Source organism: Bacillus cereus group sp. BceL291, from assembly GCF_051776705.1.
GTDB classification, from domain to species: Bacteria; Bacillota; Bacilli; order Bacillales; family Bacillaceae_G; genus Bacillus_A; species Bacillus_A cereus.
Window position 1 is genome coordinate 20,389 of record NZ_JBPWAP010000039.1, and the last position, 22,548, is coordinate 42,936.

The following is a 22,548-nucleotide window of genomic DNA, read 5'->3' on the forward strand; positions in this document are numbered from 1 at the left end:
AATAATAAATTATGGGGGTGTTTATATGAACATGAATGTAGCATCTATTAAAGAAAAAAAGATTGTTAAATACAAAAGTTGTTTTGATGTGATTGGGCCCATAATGATAGGTCCTTCAAGTTCACATACTGCAGGTGCTTTGGCTATTGGAACAGTTGCTAATAGATTATTTCAAGGTCTTCCCAAAAAAGTTGTGGTAAAGTATTATGAATCATTTGCTGAAACCCATAAAGGTCACGGAACTGATTTTGCAATTATTGCTGGTATATTAGGCTTTGCTGCCGATGATAGCAAAGTGCTAGATGCCATTAAAATAGCAGAGTCTAAGGGAATTGACATTACCTTTATTGAAAAATCGGGTAATAGTCCTGCTGGTCATCCAAATACGGCAGATGTATATGTAGAGGATGAAAGTCGAAGTATTAGAACGATGGGTATTTCGGTCGGTGGTGGGTTGATTGAAGTCAAACATGTTGAAATCGATGGATTTAGCTTAGATCTGCAGGGGCCATTGCCAGTTGTTATTGCGATTTCGGAAAGAGCTGACTTTGAATTTGTTTTACGCAGGATCTTTAAACAATATGATGTGGAAATTAACAGCTTTCATAGTTTGGAAGATAAAACAAAATATTTATATGCATTCGCTTTGGATTCGATATTGCCTGGTAATGTTCAGAAGGAATTAGGAGATTTAGGCAATATAGCTAATCTTATTATTCTTTAGTTATATTAAGGAGTGAAAAATATGTATATGTCCATAAAAGAAATTGTGGATGCAGCTAATAAAAGCCAAAAGCCAATTTATGAATTAGCAATCGAACAGGAAATCAAACAAACTAAAACTTCTTATGAAGAAGTTTGGAGTAAAATGGAACGAAATTTAGCGACTATGCAACATGCAATAAATAAAAGTATCGAAGGCGACGGTGTATTTTCTCCAACCGGGTTAACCGGAGGGGATGCCGTAAAACTTAAAAACTATCGAGAAAATAGGAAAACTCTTTCTGGAGATTTGATGGTGTTAGGGATTCAAAGTGCTATCGGTGTTAATGAAGTAAATGCTGCATTAGGAGCTATTTGTGCAACTCCAACAGCAGGTGCGAGTGGGACGATTCCGGGAGTCCTATTTAGTATTAAAGATACGTTGCAGTTAAGTCATGAAGATATGATTCATTTTCTATTCACTTCAGCGTTATATGGAACGATAGTCGCAAACAACGCTTGTATTTCAGGAGCGTACGGAGGATGTCAAGCTGAAGTAGGAAGTGCCTCAGCGATGGCGGCTGCAGCTGCGGTAGAAGCTGCGGGTGGAACGCCACAGCAATCTTCTGAAGCTTTTTCGACCGCATTACAAAATTTACTCGGTTTAGTTTGTGATCCGGTCGCTGGTTTGGTAGAAATTCCTTGTGTAAAGAGAAACGCTATTGGAGCGACAAATGCTTTAGCAGCAGCAGACATCGCATTAGCCGGCGTAAACAATATCATCAATGCTGACGAAGTTATTGAAGCAATGTATAGGGTTGGAAGACAGATGCCTCGTGAGTTAAGAGAGACAGGTTTAGGCGGAATTGCAGCTACACCTACAGGGATTGCCATTAAAAATAAAATCTTTGGGGAGAAACAATCAAATCAATAAACAGCTATCGAGTATATTGTGAAATGTTTAACAATATGTACTCTATAGTTCGCCTAAGGATGTCTGTATGTTGGGGGAATTATCAATAAAATATATTACTATATAATTAAAATATTTTGTAAGTGGTAAAAAAACCTTCAGGTTGATGCTTCGCTAATTTTTTGATTTTGATTAATTTAGAAGAGGAATATTCGTTGTGGTGCACTATATAAGCAATTCATTTTTCAAGAACGGTCTATATTCCTATACCTTAAATAGAGAATTGAGAATAGGACACAAGGAGGAATTATTATATGAATGGGAATACTGCAAAAAACATAGAATTTCAAGCTGATAATACTGCAGTAAAAAATGAGAATTATCTAGACCCTAAAAAATGGCATAAACAGGATACTACCTGGGCATTGAGCCTTTTTGGAACAGCAATTGGAGCAGGGGTACTTTTTTTACCGATTAATGCAGGTTCAGGTGGTTTATTATCATTGCTGTTAATTACCATACTTGCCTATCCTGTTATGTATTATTCACATAGAGCGCTTGCTAAAATGATTTATGCTTCGAACTCTGCCGATGAGGGGATTACAGGTACTATAAGAGAGTATTTTGGAGATAAGGCAAGTATCATTTTTAACATTGTATATTTTGTCTCCATTTATACGATCGTGCTGATGTACTCGGTCGCACTTACAAATACCGCTAGTAGTTTTATCGTGCATCAATTGCACATGCAGGAGCCTCCAAGGGCCATTTTATCGCTTGTCTTAGTACTCGGTCTTATCGCTATACTAAATTTTGGTCAAGATATAACTGTAAAGATCATGAGCATGCTAGTGTATCCATTCATAGTTTCTCTACTTTTTATCGCAATATCTTTGATTCCACAGTGGAATACGTCAATGCTTAGTTTTACAAGTGTTCCTACTGCCTCAGCAGGAACAGGATATTTAGGAAAGATATGGATGATACTTCCAATTATCGTATTCTCGTTTAATCATTCGCCTATGATTTCGTCATTTGTTATGAAACAGAGAGCTACGTATGGAATAGAAGCTACTGATGCTAAGTGTGCTCAAATACAAAAAGTTTGTTATATCATGACATTTGCTGTTGTTATGTTCTTTGTTTGGAGCAGTACCTTAAGTTTGACTCCAGATGATCTTAAGGTAGCAAAAGAACAGAACTTGTCAATCCTATCATATCTTGCTAATGAGCTTAATTCGCCAGTAATCACTATTGCAGCTCCTATCATTGCCTTTGTGGCTATTACAAAGTCTTTCCTTGGCCATTATATAGGAGCGTATGAGGTAATGCGTGACATGATTATCAAGTCCGGTAAAAAACGTGGGAAAGATATAGGAGAAAAAACAGTTAAGACAATGATTCTTACTTTTGTCGTATTAACATGCTGGTATGTTGCTTATACAAATCCAAGTATTCTTGGAATCATTGATGCCCTTAGTGGTCCGCTAGTTGCTGCTATCTTATGTCTATTACCAATGTATGCAATTCGTAAAGTGCCTGTACTAGCTAAATATAGAGGTAAGATGAGCAATGTATTTGTCATTATAATAGGTATACTTACTGTACTAGCAAGTATTAAGTCACTATTCTAATCCACTATTGTTAGTATTGATGCAAAAATCGTGGGATATGAAAAAAGAAAGATTCTTGTCGGAACTGAATTTTATAGTGTTGAACCAAAGGGGTCACGGTTTTGGACAAACTTTTCATCTTGGAGAGTTTGTCTTTTTTTGATTATGTACATAACTTTTTTTCTAGCTATATGAAGTTCTTTGATAACTTGATATAGGAGGTGGTGGGGAGAAAATAGAGTGCGAAAACCGTACCACTCGGTTCCTGCGTAAAATATCAATCGTACCAAGAGAACGTCCAAGCGTTGGACATTTAGGAGGGTACACCCCGAAGTTACGCTCAAAGTGTTGAAAGGCTACCTTTGTCACTTTAAAAGTTGTCATCTTAATAATTAATTTCTCCAAAGGAGCATTCACACTTAAATAGAAAATAGTAAATAAAAACTTCATACGAACCACACATTAACTCCACTAACGGCACAAACTAAAGTTGTATAATTGATTTAATATATTTAACGATAAACATTCAAACATACTAATATTATGTAATACGGAAGTTACACTACAACAGAAGAAAACAAATAAGGGAGAGAAGATACTATGACGAGATTTGTAAATCACAACGTAGAGAACACAATTTTAGAAGAGGATGTAGAGCTTTTAAAAGTTATGGCACACCCAATGCGTTTAAAACTGATCAGTGAGCTTTCTAAACATAAAACACTAAATGTAACCCAAATGACCGAAATTTTAAACATTCCACAATCAACAGTATCCCAACATTTATCTAAAATGAGAGGGAAGGTTTTAAAGGGAAATCGTCAGGGGTTAGAAATTTACTACAGCATTAAAAATCCAAAAGCTGAAGAAATTATGGGGTTATTAGGACCAATTCAATAGTTTTTTGTATTTCTATTTATTACCAATGTTACATAATACAAGAAAGATAACCATGAAACAGATATCAAAAAGATAGAAAATGATTATTGTGCTATTTTCTTGCTGTTTAATAAATTGAAAGACACCTTAAATTAAGGTGTCTTCAGGCTGTGGAGAAAGTCTTCTCTACAGCCTGTTTTTGTGTCTGAACCTCTTTTTATGTGTCAACACTGATAAAAAAGAGGAAAAGGAGAGAGTTTTTATGATGGGTGCTTTAAAAAATCATCGTGATGAACGTGTATCTGTTTCTGTAGAAGAGTTGGTTCCACAAGATCATTTCCTTCGTGCGATTGAAGCGACAATTAGTTTTGATTTTATTGAAGAGAAATTACGCCCTTATTACTGTGAAAACAATGGACGTCCGTCAATCCATCCTATCGTTTTATTTAAAATGATGTTTATTGGATATTTTTACGGTATTCGTTCGGAGCGTCAATTGGAAAAAGAGATTAAAACGAATATCGCCTACCGTTGGTTTTTAGGGTTTTCTCTATCAGATACTATTCCAGATCATTCTACAATCAGTTGGAATCGCCGTACCCGCTTTATTCATACAAATATTTTCGAAGAAATTTTTGATGAGATCGTGAGGCAAGCGACAGAGCACCGGATGGTGGGAGGACGTGCGCTAATGACAGATTCTACGCACATTAAGGCCAATGCCAATAAGAATAAATTTGTACATAAATATAAAAAAGAAAAAGCAAAGTTTTATATAGATGAGCTAGAAGCTGCGGTAATCGAAGATCGTAAGGTACATGGAAAAAAGAATTAAAACCTAGAGAGGAAAGTGATACCCCTACCAAAAAAACTCGTATAAGTACCACGGATCCAGATAGTGGATTTTTAATGAGAGATGGAAAACCGAACGGTTTTCACAGAGTGTTGGGAACCCCTAAAGGGTTTCCCAACACTCTGAAGACACCTTAAATTAAGGTGTCTTTTTAATTACACATAAAACGAAGGATTAGATTAGTCAAACGCTATAAAATCTAGGGGAGTATTAATTAAATAATATATAGTTATCGAGTCAATAGAATATACTTCTTGAAAAATTCGATATTTATTATTTTTAAGAATTATACATATTTTTATATTTTAAAAATAAATATCGTATATTCTAGATTATTATTATACAATATATCAATTGAATTATATATGAGAATGAAGAGTTTTAATTGGAATTATTAAGAAACAGTAGGGTTGGTACAAAACTAAACATATTAATAGCTATATCAAGTATCGCTTGTATAGTATTATCCCTAATAGGTTTTTCGGGACTAGAAAAAGGAAAGAATGCTTCCTCTAATATGTATGAGGACAGCTTATTGCCAATTGAATGGATAGGAATTGTAGAATCTAACTTTTATCATGTTAATATGAATTTTATGGAAATAATGGTGTCCAAAGATGAAAAAAGAATGAACGATTTAATAAAAGAAATGGATGGAATTCGAAAGGAAAACGATCAGTTATTAAAGCAGTTTGAAACTAAAGTGATTTCTAATAAAGAAAAAGAACTATATAGCAAATTTCATGAAGCGTTTAATGAATTAAGAACTCTGATGAAAAAAGCACAAGAATTAGGGAAATCTAATAATGAGGAAGCGTATGCCTATTATCTAAAAGAAATTGAACCTAATATGCAAAAAACAATTCAGTCAATTCGTGAACTAATTATATATAACAGCAACAATGCAAACCAGTTACAGAAAGTTAATAATAATAGTGCTCAAAATACAATGATAATGTTTGTGGTTATATCAATTTTAGCAATTGTCATAGTTATATTTATTGGATATATTATTAGATTTACTATACGAAAACCGCTTATTTTATTACAAAATGATATGGAAAAAGTAGCTGCAGGTGATTTAACAATACGTACGTCTTATAAAGCAAATAATGAGTTAGGAATTATTGTACAGTCTTTCAATAGTATGTTAGATAACCTACAACAATTAATTGCGAATGTTAAGGTGACAACACAAGAAGTGATTTCTTCTACGGAGGGGGTTTTACAAGACACAAAGCGAGCATCTAATATTTCAAATGAGATTGTTCAGACCATTTCTGAAGTAAAAGAAAAAATAGCAGGACAGGTAACTAGCATTCAAGAGAGTTCATCCTCAATGGAAGAAATAACAATTGGTGTGCAAACAGTAGCTGAATCTTCAGCAGTAGTTGCTGAAGTAGCAGTAACAACCACAGAACAAATACATACCGGTAGTGAAGTGATAAAGCACTCTATTCTTCAAATGAACAGTGTGCATGATGTTGTCGAGGAAACATCAAAAGTAATAGATAGACTTGTTACACGTACACAACAGATTGATACAGCTCTGGATGCAATCACTAATATTGCTGAGCAAACGAATCTTCTTGCTCTAAATGCTGCTATTGAAGCGGCACGTGCTGGAGAGAATGGGAAAGGATTTGCAGTGGTTGCAGCAGAAGTGAGAGATTTAGCTGAAAAGTCTAAAGAGTCCGTAAATGAAATTAACCATTTAATTAAATCTATTCAACAAGATACTCAAGATACAGTTCAAGTCATGCAAAAAGGAGAACAAAAGGCAGCAGAAGGAAAAGAAGCGGCCCACAAAGCGGATCAAACATTCTCATCTATTATGAGAGATATTGATAAAATTACAAGTCAAATTCAAGAAGTCTCTGCAGCAACAGAAGAGATGTCTGCCGGCACAGAAGAAGTAAATGCGTCTCTTTCACTAGTATCTGATACTGCAACACAAGTAGAAAGAGAAACAGTTCAAACAGTACAATCAATTCAATCACAAGCAGTTTCAATCAAAGAAATTTCAATTCAATCCAACAGGATGAAAGAAAAGGTAGAAGCATTAACTGAATTGCTTTCAAGATTTATTATTACGGAACAAGAAAAAAATTAATAAATGTGGATACAGTAACAATAATATATTCTTATTTTTATCAAAGTGAAAATTTTTGTAGAATAGATGGGATGGAAGGGAATTAAATGAATAACGAACTAAAGTATAATATTTACGAATTACAACAATTCATTCAAAAAACTTATTCTGATATTAAAACAGCATGTGATATTGCTATTTATCAAGAAAACAATTCTAAATATCTAATTTCATTAGGATTTTTAAATAAATCATATATAACTTATTTAGAAGCTAAAAGATTTTATCGTGAAAATGAAGAACTTGCAAGTGTAGAATTTGATAATTTCTTTGATGTGTATGATAAATTAGAACACGAATTAAAGCGAGTTATTTCAAGAGAAGATAAAAATCCTTCATTACTACATAGTAGACTTAGTCAGTTTCAGCAGAAAGTTGAAAATATAAATGACCTAATAAAAGTAATACAAAATGCTCGTTAATGAATGTTTTTTCTTTGTTATATAGAAAGTAAACATCAAAAACATTTTAGAAAGAATCCGTTTTGTAAATCCATTTTAAAAACGGTGTGCAAATTGGCTAAAAATCCATTTACCGATACTTTTTATTAGAGAGCACTTACAGGGAGTGCTCTCTTTTTATTGTATTAAGAATTTCCAAAATAAAAAAGATAAGATCGGAGAGTAGGATCTTATCTTTTTCACAAGGAGAAAAAAGTTAAAAACTATCTTATTGTTTATAATATTATATTTTTAGGGAAATTCCACTTGAAAACTATATTTAGTATCTATATTTATATTGAGAAATTTTTTTGCAAAGATCTATAAATTATTTGAAAGCAAAATACTGACGTAGAAATTATGAAAAATAAGATTTAGTGTTCTTTAATTTGTAAACTTACGCCCAGTGTAAGGAAGTAAAAAAGGGGGAAACTATTGAATAATTATTAATAATTTAGTGGGCGCCAAATAAAGCATAATAAAAAGTAATAATTGGGGATTACGTTGAATTTTCATATCGTACAAATCCTGATTTGCAATTAATAGGATTTGTAGTGAATGTTTTCCAAAAGACAATTGTTGTAGATATCACGCAAAGAATGGATATTGAGGTAGATGATATTAGGCAAGTTGTAAAGTATGGTTATTATAATAAAGTGGTTCATAAGCAAATAAAGAATAGTGTTTCATAAAAAAAATTTGTCTGAGGTATACAATTTTTATATGAAAATAAGTTTGAAGATATTTGCTCATTTGTTAATTAATAATTCCTTCAATCTTTATAGCTGCTATGGATATAAAAAATTATTCATGAAAATTCCACATAATTTTATTAAAAAGCAAAATACTAATACTTGTTTTAATACTTTACTTCGAGGCATTAAAACAAATTTACTAACTACGAAACAAGGAGGCATCACTGTGGACATTCGTGAAGGATTAATTCCAACAGCTTTAGGTACAGCAGTGACAGCAGCAGGTTATGCTCTTAAACAAACTCGTGGAACTAATAAAATGATTGCAAATACAGTATTTGGTTTTGGTTTAGCTCACGTCGTTTTAGGTGTAATCGATCTTGTTGAACATCGTCGTTAGAACGAAAGGCAAGCATTGATTTATGCTTGCCTTTTTGGTAGTGCATTTATTATTCATTTTTCAAAGTATGTTTGTATGACGTAATCCTTATCAATGAAATTAAATAGTTACACTACAGGGAAATTAGAAAATAAAACTTTGAGCATTGAATTTTATGAAATGAGATGGTGATGGAATGGGATTTTCTTCGGAAAGTAATACGTATCATGCTGGTGACATAGTCTATATTTTTTACCGAAATCCTCATACTCAAGACGTAGCTAATATACAAGCTGCAGCAGTTGTAAATAATCCTGAAAGACCTAATGAATTAGCACTATTTCTTTACGAAACGTATTATCCATTAACAAATGAGATGGCTATATATGCTACCGAAGATGAGGCAAACCAAGCATACACTTACTACTATGGTGATATTTCAGAGGGGATGTTGGAATGAATAAGCCGTTTATGCCTAAGCTCGTATATTTTGAACCTAAAGCATTAGATTATCCTTTGGGAAAAGAGCTGTTTGAGAAATTTTCAAAGATGGATGTTGAAATTCGACATACTACTTCCCATAATCAAGTAAGAGATTTGCCAGGCGATAATGATTTTCAAAAGTATCGAGTGGCAAAATCTACGCTTGTTGTTGGTGTTAGGAAAACACTGAAATTTGATACTTCCAAGCCTTCAGCAGAGTATGCAATTCCTTTTGCAACGGGATGTATGGGACATTGTCATTATTGTTATTTACAAACAACGATGGGAAGTAAGCCTTATATACGAACGTATGTAAATGTAGAAGAAATTTTAGATGCTGCTGACAAATACATGAAAGAGCGTGCACCTGAAGTAACAAGATTTGAAGCTTCATGTACTTCAGATATTGTAGGAATTGATTATTTAACGCACACCCTTAAACGGGCCATTGAGCATTTTGGAGAATCTGAATATGGGAAATTGAGGTTTGTTACGAAATTCCACCATGTAGATCATTTACTTGATGCTAAACATAATAAAAAAACAAGATTTCGCTTTAGTGTAAACGCTGATTATGTGATTAAAAACTTTGAACCAGGAACTTCTCCCTTAGCTAAACGAATTGAGGCAGCAGGTAAAGTAGCTAGAGCCGGATATCCTCTTGGTTTCATTGTAGCACCTATTTACCTGCATGAAGGCTGGCAAGAAGGATACTATCAAATGTTTGAACGTCTGAATGCAGAATTATCTTTGGATGCACGGGAGGATATTACATTTGAATTTATTCAACATCGTTTTACAAAGCCAGCTAAGAGAGTGATTGAAAAAAACTATCCGATGACAAAATTAGAATTAGATGAAGAGAAAAGAAGATATAAATGGGGGAAATATGGAATCGGAAAATACATTTATCAAAAAGAAGAAGAAGAGGATATAAAAAATCATCTGTATTCCTATATGAAACAATTCTTTCCTAATGCGAAACTAGAATATTTTACATAAAAGAACAAAATTCATTACATCTTCAATTTAAAAAATTTACTCTCTTAAAAAGTGATATTGGTTAATAACCCATTTGAAAAACTTATATACGAAAGTCTGTTATGTGAAAATATGTTTCATTATGAGCTGAATCCCGACAGTTAAACAGAAAAAATAGCGGTTGTATGAATATAGGTCCGGTATTGTACCGGGCTTATTCTTTTTAACATTGCATCAATTCTTTTGTGAATATAATTATCTTCAATCTCGCTTAAAATGTCCATACTTTCAAATTCTTTGAGTTAATAGTTTTTTAGCTATGCACATCTGTATTGTAGTCTTAGAAATTTCAGAAAATCAAATTCATATATACTTTTTATGCAAGCTGACGATGTGCATAATTCCCTAAAATTTGTTATTCTAGTTACATACCTTACAATTTAGATTCTTAATATATTATTATAATAATGTTTGTTTGTATGAATGGAAGGGGATATGTTATGTTAACTGAGTTACAAAAAATTTTTTTCTCAAAATTAAGAATTCAACCAAAAGAAAATGTGGAATTTGAAGATTTGCATACAATTCTTTTACAGATGGGGCACTTATTACCGTATGAAAACATAGACGTCATGGAAGGAAACATGCAAGATTTTTCTAGAAATAATATTGAAGAAAAACTGCTTTTAAAGAATCGTGGCGGATTATGCTATGAGATTAATTCTTTATTATATTATTTTTTATGTGATTGTGGATTTAATGTGTATCGAGTAGCTGGAACTCTATATGATCCGAAAATAAGAAAATGGAACCCTGATGATGGCCATGTGCTCATCGTTTTACAGCACAAAACTGAAAACTATATAATAGATGCTGGTTTTGCATCGTATCTTCCTTTACAACCTGTTCCTTTTCATGGTGACAGTGTAACTTCTGTGACGGGAGAATATCGTATTCGTAAAAAAAACACTGAGAAAGGGACTCACGTATTTGAAATGAAGAAAGGGAAAAATGGAGAAACATCTCATTTTCTGGATTCTGATCTTACTGATAATTGGTCTATTGGTTATGCTTTTTATTTAAATGCAATTAATGAAAAAAAAGTGAATGATATACAAAATATGGTTATAGAGCATCCGGAATCGCCAGTAAATAAGGGGAATATTATTTGTAAATTGATTGATCATGGTCATATTGCACTTACTAAACAAAGTTTTACACAAACCCAACATGGAAATAAATCAAAAAAAGAAATAACAGAGAAACAATATCATCAAATACTTAAAGATAAGTTTAATATTTTTTAGACAATTTTTATTTCTCCCCATCTCTATTCATTAATGGAGAGAAAAGGCTCTTTTGAACTACCCCCACTTTCACTTCGTTTAGAAGTGAGGGATTCCTAAGTAAAGAGTTCTATCGAACTCTAATTGATTAGACTAACCCCGCAGTCCTTGCGGTTAGAAGCCTTATTGCTTCATTCTTTAGATTGATACTTGCATTAATATCCCTATCATGGTTTGTACGACAAGAAGGACCGTCCCATTCACGTAGGTTTAGATTTTTAACGTCTTTATTTTGATATCCACAACACGAACATAATTGGCTGGAAGCAAATGTTTTCGATACGACAATGACTTGTTTGCCATACCATTTTGCGTTGTATTCTAACATGGATCGAAATTGCGACCAAGATACCTCACTAATTGCTTTTGCTAACTTATGATTCTCTAACATATTCGATACTTGCAAATCCTCTATACCGATCACATCGTGGTTTTTGATGATTACTACGAAAGAAATGGGATATGGCCAAAATCCATTTGCTAAAATGAATGGTTCTAATGTAAAAAGTATTGGATCCACTATAATTGGCGGAAGACCGATCGTTGGCTGGTATTATAAATGGGATGCTTCTGGGCACCAACAAGGAACGTTTGAGTACTAAAAGATATCTATAAATGCACCATTTAATACAATGCGTACATCAATTTATATCCAATAATTTCGAAAGCATTCGCACATATAAATAGTCAAAGAAAAGGAACTCCTAGGAGTTCCTTTTCTTTGACTTGAACCATGTTCCTATATATATTCCCCACCCTATAAAAACACTTCCTATAAAACAGAATCCTAGACACCAATAGATTTCATTTGAAAATAGTTTACATATGTATGGGTGGTAACAGTAACGCCACATCATGAATATGAGATGCGTTACGCCTTCTAGTCTAAGAGCCTACTTTATAGAAAGTACCTTTCTTGTATATCTTATCACATGTAACATTAAGTTTATTAAGTATTTTGTTAATATGCACAATTACATAGTAAATACCTTTTAACAAATCTAACGCATTTACATCATACATTTATTTCTATTCACTAGGAGGTTGAGTTAATTAGAAAGAAGCATTTGCAATAAATAATACTGTTTTAGATAACATCAAATCACTCAAAAAAAACAGTAATAAAAAAAAGGGAGAAGGTATCTTTTATTGAAGTTTGTTTATAATAGCTTTTTAATTTGTTAGGGGGAATCAATAAATATGAGTAAGAAAAAAGATACGTGCTTATCAATTTAAGGGTAGAAATTAAATGGGTTTTTGTTTAAATAAACTAAATAAAGGGGTGTTCTTTATGTGTACTAGTTTGACATTACAGACAAAAAACGGTCAGCACCTTTTTGCAAGAACGATGGATTTTGCATTAGATTTCAATCAAGAAGTAATAATAGTTCCTCGAAGTTATCGATGGAACAATATAACTGGTGAAACCATCAAAACGAAACAAGCAGTTGTCGGGATGGGGATCAACTATCAAGGAAGGGTCATTCTGGCAGATGGAGTAAATGAATCAGGTATGGCATGTGCAACACTTTATTTTCCAGGATTCGCTACTTATAGTAACAGAATAGATGACAATAAAACAAATCTGGCTCCATTTGATTTTGTGGCATGGAGTCTCACACAATTCAATTCTGTCGAAGAGTTAAAGAAATCTGTAGAGAGTATTTCTTTTTTAGATGTACCATTATCTGTTTTAGGAGTTACTCCACCGCTACATTGGATCTTAGCGGATAAATGGGGAGAATGTATTGTATTAGAGCCCACAATTGAGGGGCTAAAAATGTATGATAATCCGCTAGGGGTAATGACCAATAGTCCTGAGTTTAACTGGCATTTACAAAATTTAAGACAATATATAGGTCTTAAATCGCAGCCATATGCACCAACCCAATGGGGTGATGTATCATTAAGTGCTTTTGGACAGGGTTCAGGTTCGATGGGACTCCCTGGGGATTTCACTCCACCATCAAGGTTTGTTCGAGCGGCGTATAGCAAACAAAATATTCAAGGGATAGATAACGAAGAGGAAGGGGTATCGGCCATTTTTCATATCTTATCAAATTGTGAGCTTCCAAAAGGTGGAGTGATAACGGAAGAAGGTACATTAGATAATACCATTTATACAAGCGCAATGTGTATGGAGTCCGGTATATATTATTATCATACCTATGATTGTAGACAAATTATAGCTATACACCTATTTCATGAAAATTTAGATACAGATGAAATTAAAACTTATCCATTTCAGCGTAAACAAAAGATATTTTATCAAAACTAGTTAGATTTGGAATAACATCAAAGAGGCAAACTTAATTAAGTTTGCTTTTTATAATAGGGTATACGACTCATGCTATAACTTTTAAACACTTACACTGATATTTTTATATATAGTATTTTTCACTATATTTGTAATCATTTTAAGCGAAGGGTACGTGATTGAGATGAATAATACATATAATGAAAAGACACAAACTTCCATTAAACAATTATTGAACAAATTTTCACCCAAAGCCCCTGGCTTTGCATGTATTGCTAGTTTTGATAGTGGAGTAACGTATAAAGGTGCAGTTGGTTTAGCTTCTATAGAGGGAAATCTACCGATAACTACAAAGAGCGTTTTGAATATCGCCTCAGTTTCTAAACAATTTACAGCGTTTTCTATATTACTCTTAGAACAAGAGGGAAGATGGAGTTTAGATGATTCAATTGTAAGGTTCGTCCCTTTTATAGGAACATATGCTGAACCTATAACACTGAGACATCTAATTCATCACACTGGTGGACTAGTTGATTATATGGAATTGGCTGAAGCAGAAAATATTAAATTTACTGATACATTAACAGTGGAAGAATCACTAAAACACCTTTATGGTCATCAAATTGCAAGGTTCCCTGTTGGCACAAAATTTGAGTATAGCAATACAGGATATTTCTTATTATCACAAGTGGTAGAGAAGGTAAGTGGCAAGTCTCTACGTCAGTTTACAAAGGAGCGTATTTTTGACCCTTTAAATATGATAGATACAACAATTATAGATCACTACCCAACTACTATACCGATTACTAGTGGGTATTCGAAGAATGAGCAAGGAACATATAAAATCTATGAAAGCCCTTGGGAACATACAGGTGATGGGGCAGTTCATGCAACAGTTGAAGACCTGGTAAAGTGGGGAGAAAATTTAACTACAGGTACCGTTGGCGGAAAAGAACTTGTTAAAAGAATGAGCGAAATAGGTCCGGAAATTTCTCCAACTGGGGAGACGATTATTGACAATGAAGATTATGCTTTTGGGCTAAGGCATGCAGAAGGTTTTAACTGTCGATACTTGGAACATTCAGGTAGCTGGGCAGGTTATCGTTCATACTTCATGCGGTTTCCAAAAGAATATTTGTCTGTTGTAGTACTAAGTAACTATGATGGATTTGACTCTAAAAAATATGCTAATGAAATAGCAGAAATTGTTTTAGAAAAGTAAAAAATAGGGCGTAGAAGACAGTATCTAGATTTGGTTAACCTCACGTTGTTTTAGGTTTAATTGATTTTGAGAACGGAAGGCAAGCATATATTTATGCCTGCCTTTTTTCGTATTAAAACGAACATAAATATTAATATTTATACAGTTAAAAAATAATTAGAAATTCTTTAAATATAGTTTAATTAATGAGGTCGAATTTTAAAATTTTTTAAATTTTTTAAATTTAAATATAAAAATTATATATTATGATTATTAAACTTAATTTTATTAAAAATTGAAATGTTAATTAATATTCCTATTGCTATTAAATTGACCATTAAAGAACTTCCACCAAAACTTACAAATGGAAATGGGGTACCTGTAAGGGGAAATAGTCCTGTAATACCACCTAAATTTACAACAGATTGCATACCGATCATACATCCTATACCAATTGCTATAAAACCGCCGAATGGATCTACACATAATTGTGCAATTTTTAAGGAGCGAAGTACTATAGTCAAAACTCCAGCCAATATAATAAATACACCAATAAATCCTAGTTCTTCAGAAACTATCGCCATTATAAAATCAGTGTGTGGTTCTGGCAGATAACCTGTTTTTTGTATACTATTTCCAAACCCACGACCAGTGATTCCTCCAGAGCCAATGGCAATAAAAGAATTTACAAGCTGGTATCCATTTCCTTGCGCATCAACAAAGGGATTGAAAATCGTAGTAATACGTGTCTTTTGAACTTCTGATAAACTATATTGAATCAAATAATATAAAATAGGTAACCATAAAATAGAACCGATGGTAGTTCTTTTGATTAGTAGATTTATATTTATTCCTGAACAAAGAAATATGCTAAAACCTATACCTAATATTAAAAGTGCAGATCCTAAATTTGGTTGTTTAAAGATAAGAAAAAAAATTGTAGCTAAAAAAAATAAAAGTTTTCCGATACCACTCCAGTTATTTTTAGCTTGTTCTTGTCGTAATGCAAAAAAACGGGCTGTTACAAGTATTGTTCCTAATTTAAGAAATTCAGCTGGCTGTATTCCAAAGATCCATGATTGAGCATTATTTACCACTTTTCCTTTCCATAAAACCATAATTAATAAAAAAATCCCCCCAACCATAATACAGATTGAGATTATTCGTTTTTTCCATATTTCATATGGGAGTAAAGCACAAACTATTAACCCTATCGTTCCTAAGAGTAGCTTTGTTAATTGAGAATCAACAAAATGTCTACTGTTATAACCGTAATGTTGGACAGCGACAATGGAGCTTGCACTATACATCATGATAATACCTAAAGTACATGTTATGAATAGAGGAAGGAGCAATAGATAATCGAGTTTTAATATTTTTTTCATTTTATTATCCTCCTGATTTAAAACAAAACATAATATTCCATTTGCTAATGAATAGAATCTTGTTCTCGTCAATTATTAAATATGACTTTTGTTTAGGAAGATTCTATTGCTTACTCCCTGTTTTTTTACGCAAAAATCCCCCTAGTATGTAACTAGAGGGATTCAAAATGGCATGACTAAATAAGGCTTTTCTCCCCCTAGTAGAGCTTTGGCACTATACAACGTAAAGTAATGAAAATTCATTACTTAGCTATCTTAAGAAGAGCCTTAATCCGACAATTCCTGTTCTACCCATTGGCGTCTTTCGACATTTTTGGGCAATAGCCTGTGTTTGCATAGGAGCCTCACCTAACAGGTTAAGCAATATAAATTTTATGTGTTTGTTTCGTGTAGCAAGCATAAATATATTTTTTTTGCTTGTCAAGTAACCATATTGCTAATTTTATCTGTTTTATTGCTTTATAGTCCTTTGAGAAATGATATGAGAAAATGTATGTAATCATTCTGTATAAGTATATATTTTCAACTTGTAGTGTATAGTTTGATTAAGTAGTTTAACCATATAAATTTGATAAACAGTAAAGAAGATTTTAATCATAAAAGAAGATTTTTTTATCATTTTAGCCAAGAAGACTCCTTCCTCAAGGAACGCGAAGTGAGTAGGTGGGAGATGAATTGGCTTCGAACAAGGGATGGCAGAAAGTCATCTTAATTGTTCGACATACATAAAGTGTTACTTCACTATACATCGAATATACGTTTGGTATATAATAGTCATATACCGAAATGGAGGTGAATCAAATAATGATTAATAAAGCCTATAAGTTTCGTATCTATCCAAATCAAGCACAAACAATTCTAATTAACAAAACAATAGGTTGTTCTCGCTTTGTATTCAATCATTTCCTATCCCTATGGGATTACGCATACAAAGAGACTGGAAAAGGTTTAACATATGGTACATGCTCTGCCAAACTTCCTGCCATAAAGAAAGAGTTTGTTTGGCTCAAAGAAGTGGATAGTATTGCGATTCAGTCGTCTGTTCGCAACCTTGCGGATGCATATACACGATTTTTCAAAAAACAAAATAGTGCCCCGCGTTTCAAATCCAAGAAGAATAACGTACAATCTTATACCACAAAACAAACAAATGAAAATATTGCCGTTGTAGGGAACAAAATAAAGTTGCCGAAACTAGGCCTTGTTCGATTTGCCAAAAGTCGTGAAGTAGAGGGACGTATTGTAAATGCGACTGTTAGACGAAACCCTTCTGGCAGATATTTTGTGTCACTATTAGTTGAAACAGAAGTACAAGAACTTCCGAAAACACATTCTTACATTGGAATAGATGTAGGACTAAAAGATTTCGCTATTTTGTCAGATGGAAACCCCTATAAAAATCCGAAGTTTTTCCGATCATTGGAGGATAAGTTGGCGAAAGCACAGCGTGTTCTTTCTAGAAGAATGAAAGGATCTTCTCGCTGGAATAAACAACGAATCAAGGTAGCTAGAATTCATGAATACATATCAAATGCTAGAAAAGATTACTTGGATAAAATCTCAACTGACATCATTAAAAACCACGATGTGATCGGTATAGAGGATTTGCAAGTATTGAATATGTTAAAGAATCATAAGTTAGCAAAAGCAATTAGTGAGGTATCATGGTCACAATTTCGAACTATGTTGGAATACAAAGCAAAATGGTATGGCAAACAAGTCATTGTCGTATCGAAAACATTTCCTTCCAGCCAATTATGTTCTTGTTGTGGATATCAAAATAAAGACGTTAAAAATTTAAACCTACGTGAATGGGACTGTCCTTCTTGTTGTACACAACATGATAGGGATATTAACGCAAGTATCAATATAAAGAATGAAGCGATAAGGCTTCTAACCGCAAGGACTGCGGGGTTAGCCTAATCAACTAGAGTTCGATAGAACTCTTTACTTAGGGATCCCTCACTTCTAAACGAAGTGAAAGTGGGGGTAGTTCAAGAATGGAATTGAAAGTCAGTTGACAAATATTAAATTCTGGTTTAAATTTTGAAGTAATTCAATAAACTTTGTTAGGTGAGGCTCCTGTATAGAGAAACGCTGCTGCCCAAAAATGTCGAGAGACGCCAATGGGTCAACAGGAACGGTCGGATTAAGGCCCTTCTTAATGTAGCTGGTTATAAAAACCTATGCTATACAGTGCTAAAACTCAACGAGGGAGTGGTATACGATTTGATAGAAAGGCACCTCTGTGATTTTGACAGAGCTGTCTTAATAATCATTTATTTGTATTGTAAAAAACCTTTACTCCTTTTTGAGTAAAGGTTTTTCTGTTTAATGTTATTTGTTTTATCTTGTCTATATTCAAAAAGGAGGTAATTCTAAATAATGAATTGATTGCAATGTAACTATTATTGCTCTAATAAAAAATTTTAGACAGATAAAATAAAATAAAATAAAACCACTCATGAAACTCTAGAGTCTCCCTTAGCAATATGAGGAGGAGTTAACATGAAGAAATTATTAAAAGAATTACTTGTAACCAAAAATAATTTGGATGCAGAGAAAGTTTTACGTCTTCCGTCGTATGATGTTGCGCAAGAAGTAAAAAGATTTTCAATTGAAGATCAAATCATATTGCTAAATACGATTCCCGTATTAAAAAGCTCTAAAATTCTTCAATATATGAGTGCAGAAGAAAAATATAATATCTTAATTCACTTATCTGAAAACAAAGCTAAAAAGTTACTAAATTTACAACCGATTGATGAATTAGTAGATTTACTTCTAGCGGTTCATCCTGAAAAACAAGCTAAATTAATGACGTATCTAGACAAAATTACAAAACATAACGTAAAAAAATTGATGAATTTCAAACCTGAAACGGCAGGAAGTCTTGTCACAAGTGATTTTGTTGCAGTTAGAGGAAATTGGTCAGTAAAAATGACATTGAAGTACATTAGGGAACATTCTGAAAATGTAGAATCAATATCTTATAGTTATGTTCTTGATAGTCATGGTTATCTTGAGGGAATCGTTTCCATACATGAGTTATTACTAGCAGCAGATGAAGAGATATTATCTACTATTATGATTCAAGAAGTAATTTCAGTACAAGCTGAAGTTGACCAGCAAGAAGTTGTAAAAAAACTACTGAATTATAATTTAGCAGCAATACCTGTGACAACAGCAAATAATAAAATGATTGGTATTATAACTTTTGATGACGTAATGAATGTTATGGAAGCAGAAGCTACAGAAGATATTCAAAAGTTGGGCGGAAGTGAGCCATTGAATCAATCTTACTTTGAAGCTAGCATTTGGAGCATTTTCTTAAAACGTCTACCATGGTTATTACTTCTTTTTGTTGCTGAGGCATATACAGGTACAGTATTAAAGTATTTTGAAGATGAAATTGAAACTGTAGTTGCCCTTGCTTTCTTTGTTCCGTTATTAGTAGGTACTGGTGGAAATACAGGAACACAGGTTGTAGCAACAATTACTCGTGCAATCGGTATTGGAGAGGTCAAATTTAAAGACATTTTCCGTGTAATGAAAAAGGAATTTGCAATAGGTATGCTTCTCGGACTTGCACTTGGAATAGCTGGGCTCACTCGTGCTTATATGTTGGGAGTTGGAACAGAAGTTACACAAGTTGTAGCAATTACTTTATTATTTATTGTTATTTGGGCCTCTCTTGTAGCAGCAGTTTTACCGTTGATTCTAAGAAAATTAAAACTAGATCCTGCAGTTGTTTCGGGTCCATTTATTACAACATTTGTTGACGGAACAGGATTAGTAATTTATTTCATGGTTGCAAAAACGTTATTAAATTTGTAAATATACACTGAAGTAAAAGCGAAATGCGGAATAAGTATTTTGCCTTGATTGCTAAAATCTAGTGGAGAATTCAAAAATGAGGAAATCAAACACTTATGTCTTGAGATAAATAATATTTTAATGGATTTATTGAATGTAATGAATGCTGGAGGATAAAACTATGAAACATCTAAGAAAAATCTTCAAACGAATTTTGCTACTGTTGTCTATTTTCATGCTTATTGGCATAGGAATATTATTTGGTACTAGCTATGGCCGAGAGCTTCGTATAACAATGGCTGGGAGTATACTAACTTCTCAGCATCCACAATATGCGAAATATACATTCCTATCCCAAAAGGAACTAGATAAACTGCAAGATAGAATTAATCATCCGAAATGGTCAAACAGTGATGAGCATATTTATAAAAAAATAGCAGGAAAAAGATTAGAAGAATTTAAAAATCAACCATTAGAAATTGATGTAGAAACAATTAAAAGTAACAAAGATAGTCGCTTTCTTTTTGAAGGGAAATTAGTTACTATTAGCAATCCCTTCAATGTTAAACTTGTTAGCCATCAAGGAACACAGGGCGCTAACAGAGGAGAAAAAATTAGCGTAATGGCAAAGCGTAATCATGCACTTGTTGCTGTGAATGCAAGTGGATTTGCTGATGAAACAGGAAGGGGTGGAGGAAATGTTGCAACTGGAATAGTAATAGAAAATGGGGAAGCTATTGATACGAATATGGATAGAAATACCCCTACAATTATTACGGGTTTAACAAAGTTTGGGCAAATGATAACAGGAAATTATTCTACCCAACAACTTTTGGATAAACAAGTCGTTTCAGCGGCAGGATTTATGCCACAGTTAATTGTAAATGGAGAAAAAATGATTACAGAAGGAGACGGTGGCTGGGGCTCTGCACCGCGAAGTATTATGGCACAAAAAGAAGATGGTACAATTATGTTTCTAGTTATTGACGGTAGACAGACGCATAGTATAGGGGCTACGTTAAAAGAGTGTCAAGATATTCTATATGAAAAAGGAGCAATAAATGCAATGGCAATGGATGGAGGATCCTCTGCTACTCTATATTTAGGAGGAAGGGTTATAAATTCACCTTCTACATTGTCTCATGAAGATCGCTATTTACCGAATGCTTGGGTGGTAACAGCAAATTCGAAGCAAAAAATAAAGATGACAATAGATGGAGAAAAAGTAAATCCCAAAACATTAGATAATATTGGTACAAATATTTAAACCCATGTATGAGCTACTTATATAAATAAAGATTTTAAAACCGCAAAATGTATTAATGAATAAAATCCGTAAAATGAAATCAGTACACATAAAGGAGAAATTGTATAATTGCATAAAGTTTATGAAAAAATGGGAGTATAATTTGGTATTGTGTAATAAAGATAAGGCCCACCTACGGAAATAGGTGGGTTTTTTGTTGGGTAATTTTATCTCATTGCACAAAAGGGAATTTCTATTAAAACTATAGCATATTTTTATAGCTCTTATATTGAGAAAAAGAAAAGGCACCCAAACAAGAGTGTCTTTTCCCATAGTTTTTAGCAGAAGCAAGAAGCTCCAACAATAATTAATAAAATAAATAATACAACTAATAAAGCAAATCCTCCTGCAAAGCCACAGCCGCCACTACCACCAAAGCCCATAATAATTCCTCCTTTAAATAGTAGGAGAAAAATAAGGAGTCACTCATGTATTTTAATGGATTCAAATTACTTTATGTTTTTAAGGATTAAATGAGCAGGTCCTTTTAAAAATAAGGGAAAGATGATTTAGGGCGCTTCACCTGAATATAAATAAATTGCACATTTTCTTAAAAATAAACTATTGAATTATATCAATAATTAGATTAAATAATATAATGTATTAATCTTAGCAGAAGGGAGGAATAACCATGCAATTAGTTTGTTTTAAAGTAGTAAGTGGACAATACTTCTTAGTTGTAGAGGATATCGAGATCCCTGTCCCAATTCCAGCGTTTGCTGCAGCTCTATTAATTGGTTTAGGAGTAATCCCGCTTTGTTCTTAATATAAAGAACTCCAAACAGCCCTACCTTTCAATTGATAAGCCCTCAAGTGTAAGAATGCTTGAGGGTTTTTATAATAAAGAAAAGACACCCAAAGGTGCCTTCCTCCGACTTGAACCACTTTAATTTTAATGATATGTATTGGACGCCAATTCAATTATTATTTTACTATGTTAAGTAATATTGTACATTGAGAAATTTGGTATACCTCTTTATTTAAACGTAAAAAGCCCTAGAAGGTCTGGGACTTTTTAAAAGAATGAAAATGATTCAAAAAATGGACTTTTATAACGTAACATACGACTGTTTCATAAATGTATCGTAAAAGTGAACAAAATCCATATTTTGTAAATAAAGATTCGGAGTTATAATATTTGAGTAAT

Annotated in this window: 19 protein-coding genes, 3 pseudogenes and 2 riboswitches; of the genes and pseudogenes, 18 read left to right on the top strand and 4 right to left on the bottom strand. The window is 33.1% G+C overall.

All coding sequences use genetic code 11. The features are described from left to right. The first annotated feature begins 25 nt into the window (after positions 1–25). From sdaAB to splB, 10 genes and pseudogenes are all read left to right on the top strand, one after another. Entirely contained in the window at positions 26–724 is a 699-nt protein-coding gene (gene sdaAB / locus ACS2CR_RS21930) for an L-serine ammonia-lyase, iron-sulfur-dependent subunit beta (protein ID WP_153602977.1), read from the top strand. Between the two features lie 21 nt (positions 725–745). After that, the gene (sdaAA, locus tag ACS2CR_RS21935; RefSeq protein ID WP_016082851.1) at positions 746–1,636 is read left to right on the top strand and encodes an L-serine ammonia-lyase, iron-sulfur-dependent, subunit alpha; all 891 of its coding nucleotides are present in this window, start codon (positions 746–748) and stop codon (positions 1,634–1,636) included. A gap of 293 nt (positions 1,637–1,929) precedes the next feature. Continuing rightward, positions 1,930–3,249: an aromatic amino acid transport family protein gene (locus ACS2CR_RS21940; protein ID WP_153602909.1), complete on the top strand. Its 1,320-nt coding sequence runs from the start codon at positions 1,930–1,932 to the stop codon at positions 3,247–3,249. Between the two features lie 579 nt (positions 3,250–3,828). Then, on the top strand, positions 3,829–4,128 hold the full coding sequence (locus ACS2CR_RS21945) for an ArsR/SmtB family transcription factor (protein WP_000196664.1): 300 nt from the start codon (positions 3,829–3,831) through the stop codon (positions 4,126–4,128). A 241-nt stretch (positions 4,129–4,369) separates the two neighbouring features. Continuing rightward, positions 4,370–5,046: pseudogene (locus tag ACS2CR_RS21950) on the top strand (IS1182-like element ISBth7 family transposase); the annotation flags it as partial. 299 nt (positions 5,047–5,345) lie between these two features. Next, positions 5,346–7,073: a methyl-accepting chemotaxis protein gene (locus ACS2CR_RS21955; protein WP_153602910.1), complete on the top strand. Its 1,728-nt coding sequence runs from the start codon at positions 5,346–5,348 to the stop codon at positions 7,071–7,073. A gap of 86 nt (positions 7,074–7,159) precedes the next feature. After that, the gene (locus ACS2CR_RS21960; protein ID WP_063550048.1) at positions 7,160–7,534 is read left to right on the top strand and encodes a hypothetical protein; all 375 of its coding nucleotides are present in this window, start codon (positions 7,160–7,162) and stop codon (positions 7,532–7,534) included. Positions 7,535–8,473: 939 nt separating this feature from the next. Continuing rightward, the gene (locus tag ACS2CR_RS21965) at positions 8,474–8,647 is read left to right on the top strand and encodes a hypothetical protein (protein WP_000354585.1); all 174 of its coding nucleotides are present in this window, start codon (positions 8,474–8,476) and stop codon (positions 8,645–8,647) included. A gap of 175 nt (positions 8,648–8,822) precedes the next feature. After that, positions 8,823–9,086, top strand: a complete 264-nt coding sequence (locus tag ACS2CR_RS21970; protein WP_043939102.1) for a transcriptional regulator SplA domain-containing protein — start codon at positions 8,823–8,825, stop codon at positions 9,084–9,086. Beyond that, on the top strand, positions 9,083–10,111 hold the full coding sequence (splB, locus tag ACS2CR_RS21975; protein ID WP_043939103.1) for a spore photoproduct lyase: 1,029 nt from the start codon (positions 9,083–9,085) through the stop codon (positions 10,109–10,111). Before ACS2CR_RS21970 ends, splB begins: the two co-directional genes overlap by 4 nt. Positions 10,112–10,251: 140 nt before the next feature. On the opposite strand, the gene ACS2CR_RS21980 is transcribed toward splB, so the two are convergent. Beyond that, entirely contained in the window at positions 10,252–10,374 is a 123-nt protein-coding gene (locus tag ACS2CR_RS21980) for a hypothetical protein (RefSeq protein ID WP_374050074.1), read from the bottom strand. Between the two features lie 216 nt (positions 10,375–10,590). Between ACS2CR_RS21980 and ACS2CR_RS21985 the strand changes: the two genes are divergently transcribed. Next, positions 10,591–11,397, top strand: a complete 807-nt coding sequence (locus ACS2CR_RS21985) for an arylamine N-acetyltransferase family protein (RefSeq protein ID WP_153602912.1) — start codon at positions 10,591–10,593, stop codon at positions 11,395–11,397. 127 nt (positions 11,398–11,524) lie between these two features. On the opposite strand, the pseudogene ACS2CR_RS21990 reads toward ACS2CR_RS21985, so the two are convergent. Beyond that, positions 11,525–11,878: pseudogene (locus ACS2CR_RS21990) on the bottom strand (RNA-guided endonuclease TnpB family protein); the annotation flags it as partial. On the opposite strand from ACS2CR_RS21990, the pseudogene ACS2CR_RS21995 reads away from it, so the two are divergent. From ACS2CR_RS21995 to ACS2CR_RS22005, 3 genes and pseudogenes are all read left to right on the top strand, one after another. Further along, a pseudogene (locus ACS2CR_RS21995) lies at positions 11,868–12,038 on the top strand (DUF4879 domain-containing protein); the annotation flags it as partial. The pseudogenes ACS2CR_RS21990 and ACS2CR_RS21995 sit on opposite strands and share 11 nt — an antisense overlap. Before the next feature lie 689 nt (positions 12,039–12,727). Further along, a complete protein-coding gene (gene bsh, locus ACS2CR_RS22000) occupies positions 12,728–13,714 on the top strand; it encodes a choloylglycine hydrolase (RefSeq protein ID WP_153602913.1) in 987 nt (328 codons plus the stop codon). Positions 13,715–13,877: 163 nt separating this feature from the next. Next, positions 13,878–14,915: a serine hydrolase domain-containing protein gene (locus ACS2CR_RS22005; protein WP_153602914.1), complete on the top strand. Its 1,038-nt coding sequence runs from the start codon at positions 13,878–13,880 to the stop codon at positions 14,913–14,915. Positions 14,916–15,151: 236 nt separating this feature from the next. On the opposite strand, the gene ACS2CR_RS22010 is transcribed toward ACS2CR_RS22005, so the two are convergent. Further along, positions 15,152–16,279, bottom strand: coding sequence for an FtsW/RodA/SpoVE family cell cycle protein (locus ACS2CR_RS22010; RefSeq protein WP_325839010.1), 1,128 nt, complete (start codon positions 16,277–16,279; stop codon positions 15,152–15,154). 186 nt (positions 16,280–16,465) lie between these two features. Continuing rightward, positions 16,466–16,642: riboswitch (M-box (ykoK) riboswitch) on the bottom strand. Positions 16,643–17,083: 441 nt separating this feature from the next. Here ACS2CR_RS22010 and tnpB point away from each other — a divergent pair. The 3 genes from tnpB (at position 17,084) to ACS2CR_RS22025 (ending at position 21,362) form a co-directional block, all read left to right on the top strand. Further along, positions 17,084–18,202 (top strand): IS200/IS605 family element RNA-guided endonuclease TnpB, encoded by a 1,119-nt coding sequence (tnpB, locus tag ACS2CR_RS22015; RefSeq protein ID WP_153602937.1) that lies wholly within the window; start codon positions 17,084–17,086, stop codon positions 18,200–18,202. Positions 18,203–18,337: 135 nt separating this feature from the next. Beyond that, positions 18,338–18,503, top strand: a riboswitch (M-box (ykoK) riboswitch). A gap of 284 nt (positions 18,504–18,787) precedes the next feature. Beyond that, positions 18,788–20,116, top strand: coding sequence for a magnesium transporter (gene mgtE, locus ACS2CR_RS22020; protein ID WP_153602938.1), 1,329 nt, complete (start codon positions 18,788–18,790; stop codon positions 20,114–20,116). A gap of 160 nt (positions 20,117–20,276) precedes the next feature. Next, positions 20,277–21,362 (top strand): phosphodiester glycosidase family protein, encoded by a 1,086-nt coding sequence (locus ACS2CR_RS22025; protein ID WP_098629479.1) that lies wholly within the window; start codon positions 20,277–20,279, stop codon positions 21,360–21,362. 317 nt (positions 21,363–21,679) lie between these two features. On the opposite strand, the gene ACS2CR_RS22030 is transcribed toward ACS2CR_RS22025, so the two are convergent. Beyond that, positions 21,680–21,784, bottom strand: a complete 105-nt coding sequence (locus ACS2CR_RS22030; RefSeq protein ID WP_098213161.1) for a YjcZ family sporulation protein — start codon at positions 21,782–21,784, stop codon at positions 21,680–21,682. A gap of 248 nt (positions 21,785–22,032) precedes the next feature. Here ACS2CR_RS22030 and ACS2CR_RS22035 point away from each other — a divergent pair, with 248 nt between their 5' ends. Beyond that, positions 22,033–22,167 (top strand): hypothetical protein, encoded by a 135-nt coding sequence (locus ACS2CR_RS22035; protein WP_309567765.1) that lies wholly within the window; start codon positions 22,033–22,035, stop codon positions 22,165–22,167. Positions 22,168–22,548 lie beyond the last annotated feature (381 nt).

What these genes read in the sequence shown, in the direction of transcription:
- ACS2CR_RS22010 (WP_325839010.1), bottom strand. Translation starts at nt 16,279, where the DNA reads ATGAAAAAAATATTAAAACTCGATTATCTATTGCTCCTTCCTCTATTC.
- ACS2CR_RS21960 (WP_063550048.1), top strand. Translation starts at nt 7,160, where the DNA reads ATGAATAACGAACTAAAGTATAATATTTACGAATTACAACAATTCATT.
- ACS2CR_RS21945 (WP_000196664.1), top strand. Translation starts at nt 3,829, where the DNA reads ATGACGAGATTTGTAAATCACAACGTAGAGAACACAATTTTAGAAGAG.
- ACS2CR_RS21985 (WP_153602912.1), top strand. Translation starts at nt 10,591, where the DNA reads ATGTTAACTGAGTTACAAAAAATTTTTTTCTCAAAATTAAGAATTCAA.
- splB (WP_043939103.1), top strand. Translation starts at nt 9,083, where the DNA reads ATGAATAAGCCGTTTATGCCTAAGCTCGTATATTTTGAACCTAAAGCA.
- ACS2CR_RS21970 (WP_043939102.1), top strand. Translation starts at nt 8,823, where the DNA reads ATGGGATTTTCTTCGGAAAGTAATACGTATCATGCTGGTGACATAGTC.
- mgtE (WP_153602938.1), top strand. Translation starts at nt 18,788, where the DNA reads ATGAAGAAATTATTAAAAGAATTACTTGTAACCAAAAATAATTTGGAT.
- ACS2CR_RS22030 (WP_098213161.1), bottom strand. Translation starts at nt 21,784, where the DNA reads ATGGGCTTTGGTGGTAGTGGCGGCTGTGGCTTTGCAGGAGGATTTGCT.
- ACS2CR_RS21980 (WP_374050074.1), bottom strand. Translation starts at nt 10,374, where the DNA reads ATGGACATTTTAAGCGAGATTGAAGATAATTATATTCACAAAAGAATT.
- bsh (WP_153602913.1), top strand. Translation starts at nt 12,728, where the DNA reads ATGTGTACTAGTTTGACATTACAGACAAAAAACGGTCAGCACCTTTTT.
- sdaAB (WP_153602977.1), top strand. Translation starts at nt 26, where the DNA reads ATGAACATGAATGTAGCATCTATTAAAGAAAAAAAGATTGTTAAATAC.
- ACS2CR_RS21940 (WP_153602909.1), top strand. Translation starts at nt 1,930, where the DNA reads ATGAATGGGAATACTGCAAAAAACATAGAATTTCAAGCTGATAATACT.
- ACS2CR_RS22005 (WP_153602914.1), top strand. Translation starts at nt 13,878, where the DNA reads ATGAATAATACATATAATGAAAAGACACAAACTTCCATTAAACAATTA.
- tnpB (WP_153602937.1), top strand. Translation starts at nt 17,084, where the DNA reads ATGATTAATAAAGCCTATAAGTTTCGTATCTATCCAAATCAAGCACAA.
- ACS2CR_RS22035 (WP_309567765.1), top strand. Translation starts at nt 22,033, where the DNA reads ATGCAATTAGTTTGTTTTAAAGTAGTAAGTGGACAATACTTCTTAGTT.
- ACS2CR_RS22025 (WP_098629479.1), top strand. Translation starts at nt 20,277, where the DNA reads ATGAAACATCTAAGAAAAATCTTCAAACGAATTTTGCTACTGTTGTCT.
- sdaAA (WP_016082851.1), top strand. Translation starts at nt 746, where the DNA reads ATGTATATGTCCATAAAAGAAATTGTGGATGCAGCTAATAAAAGCCAA.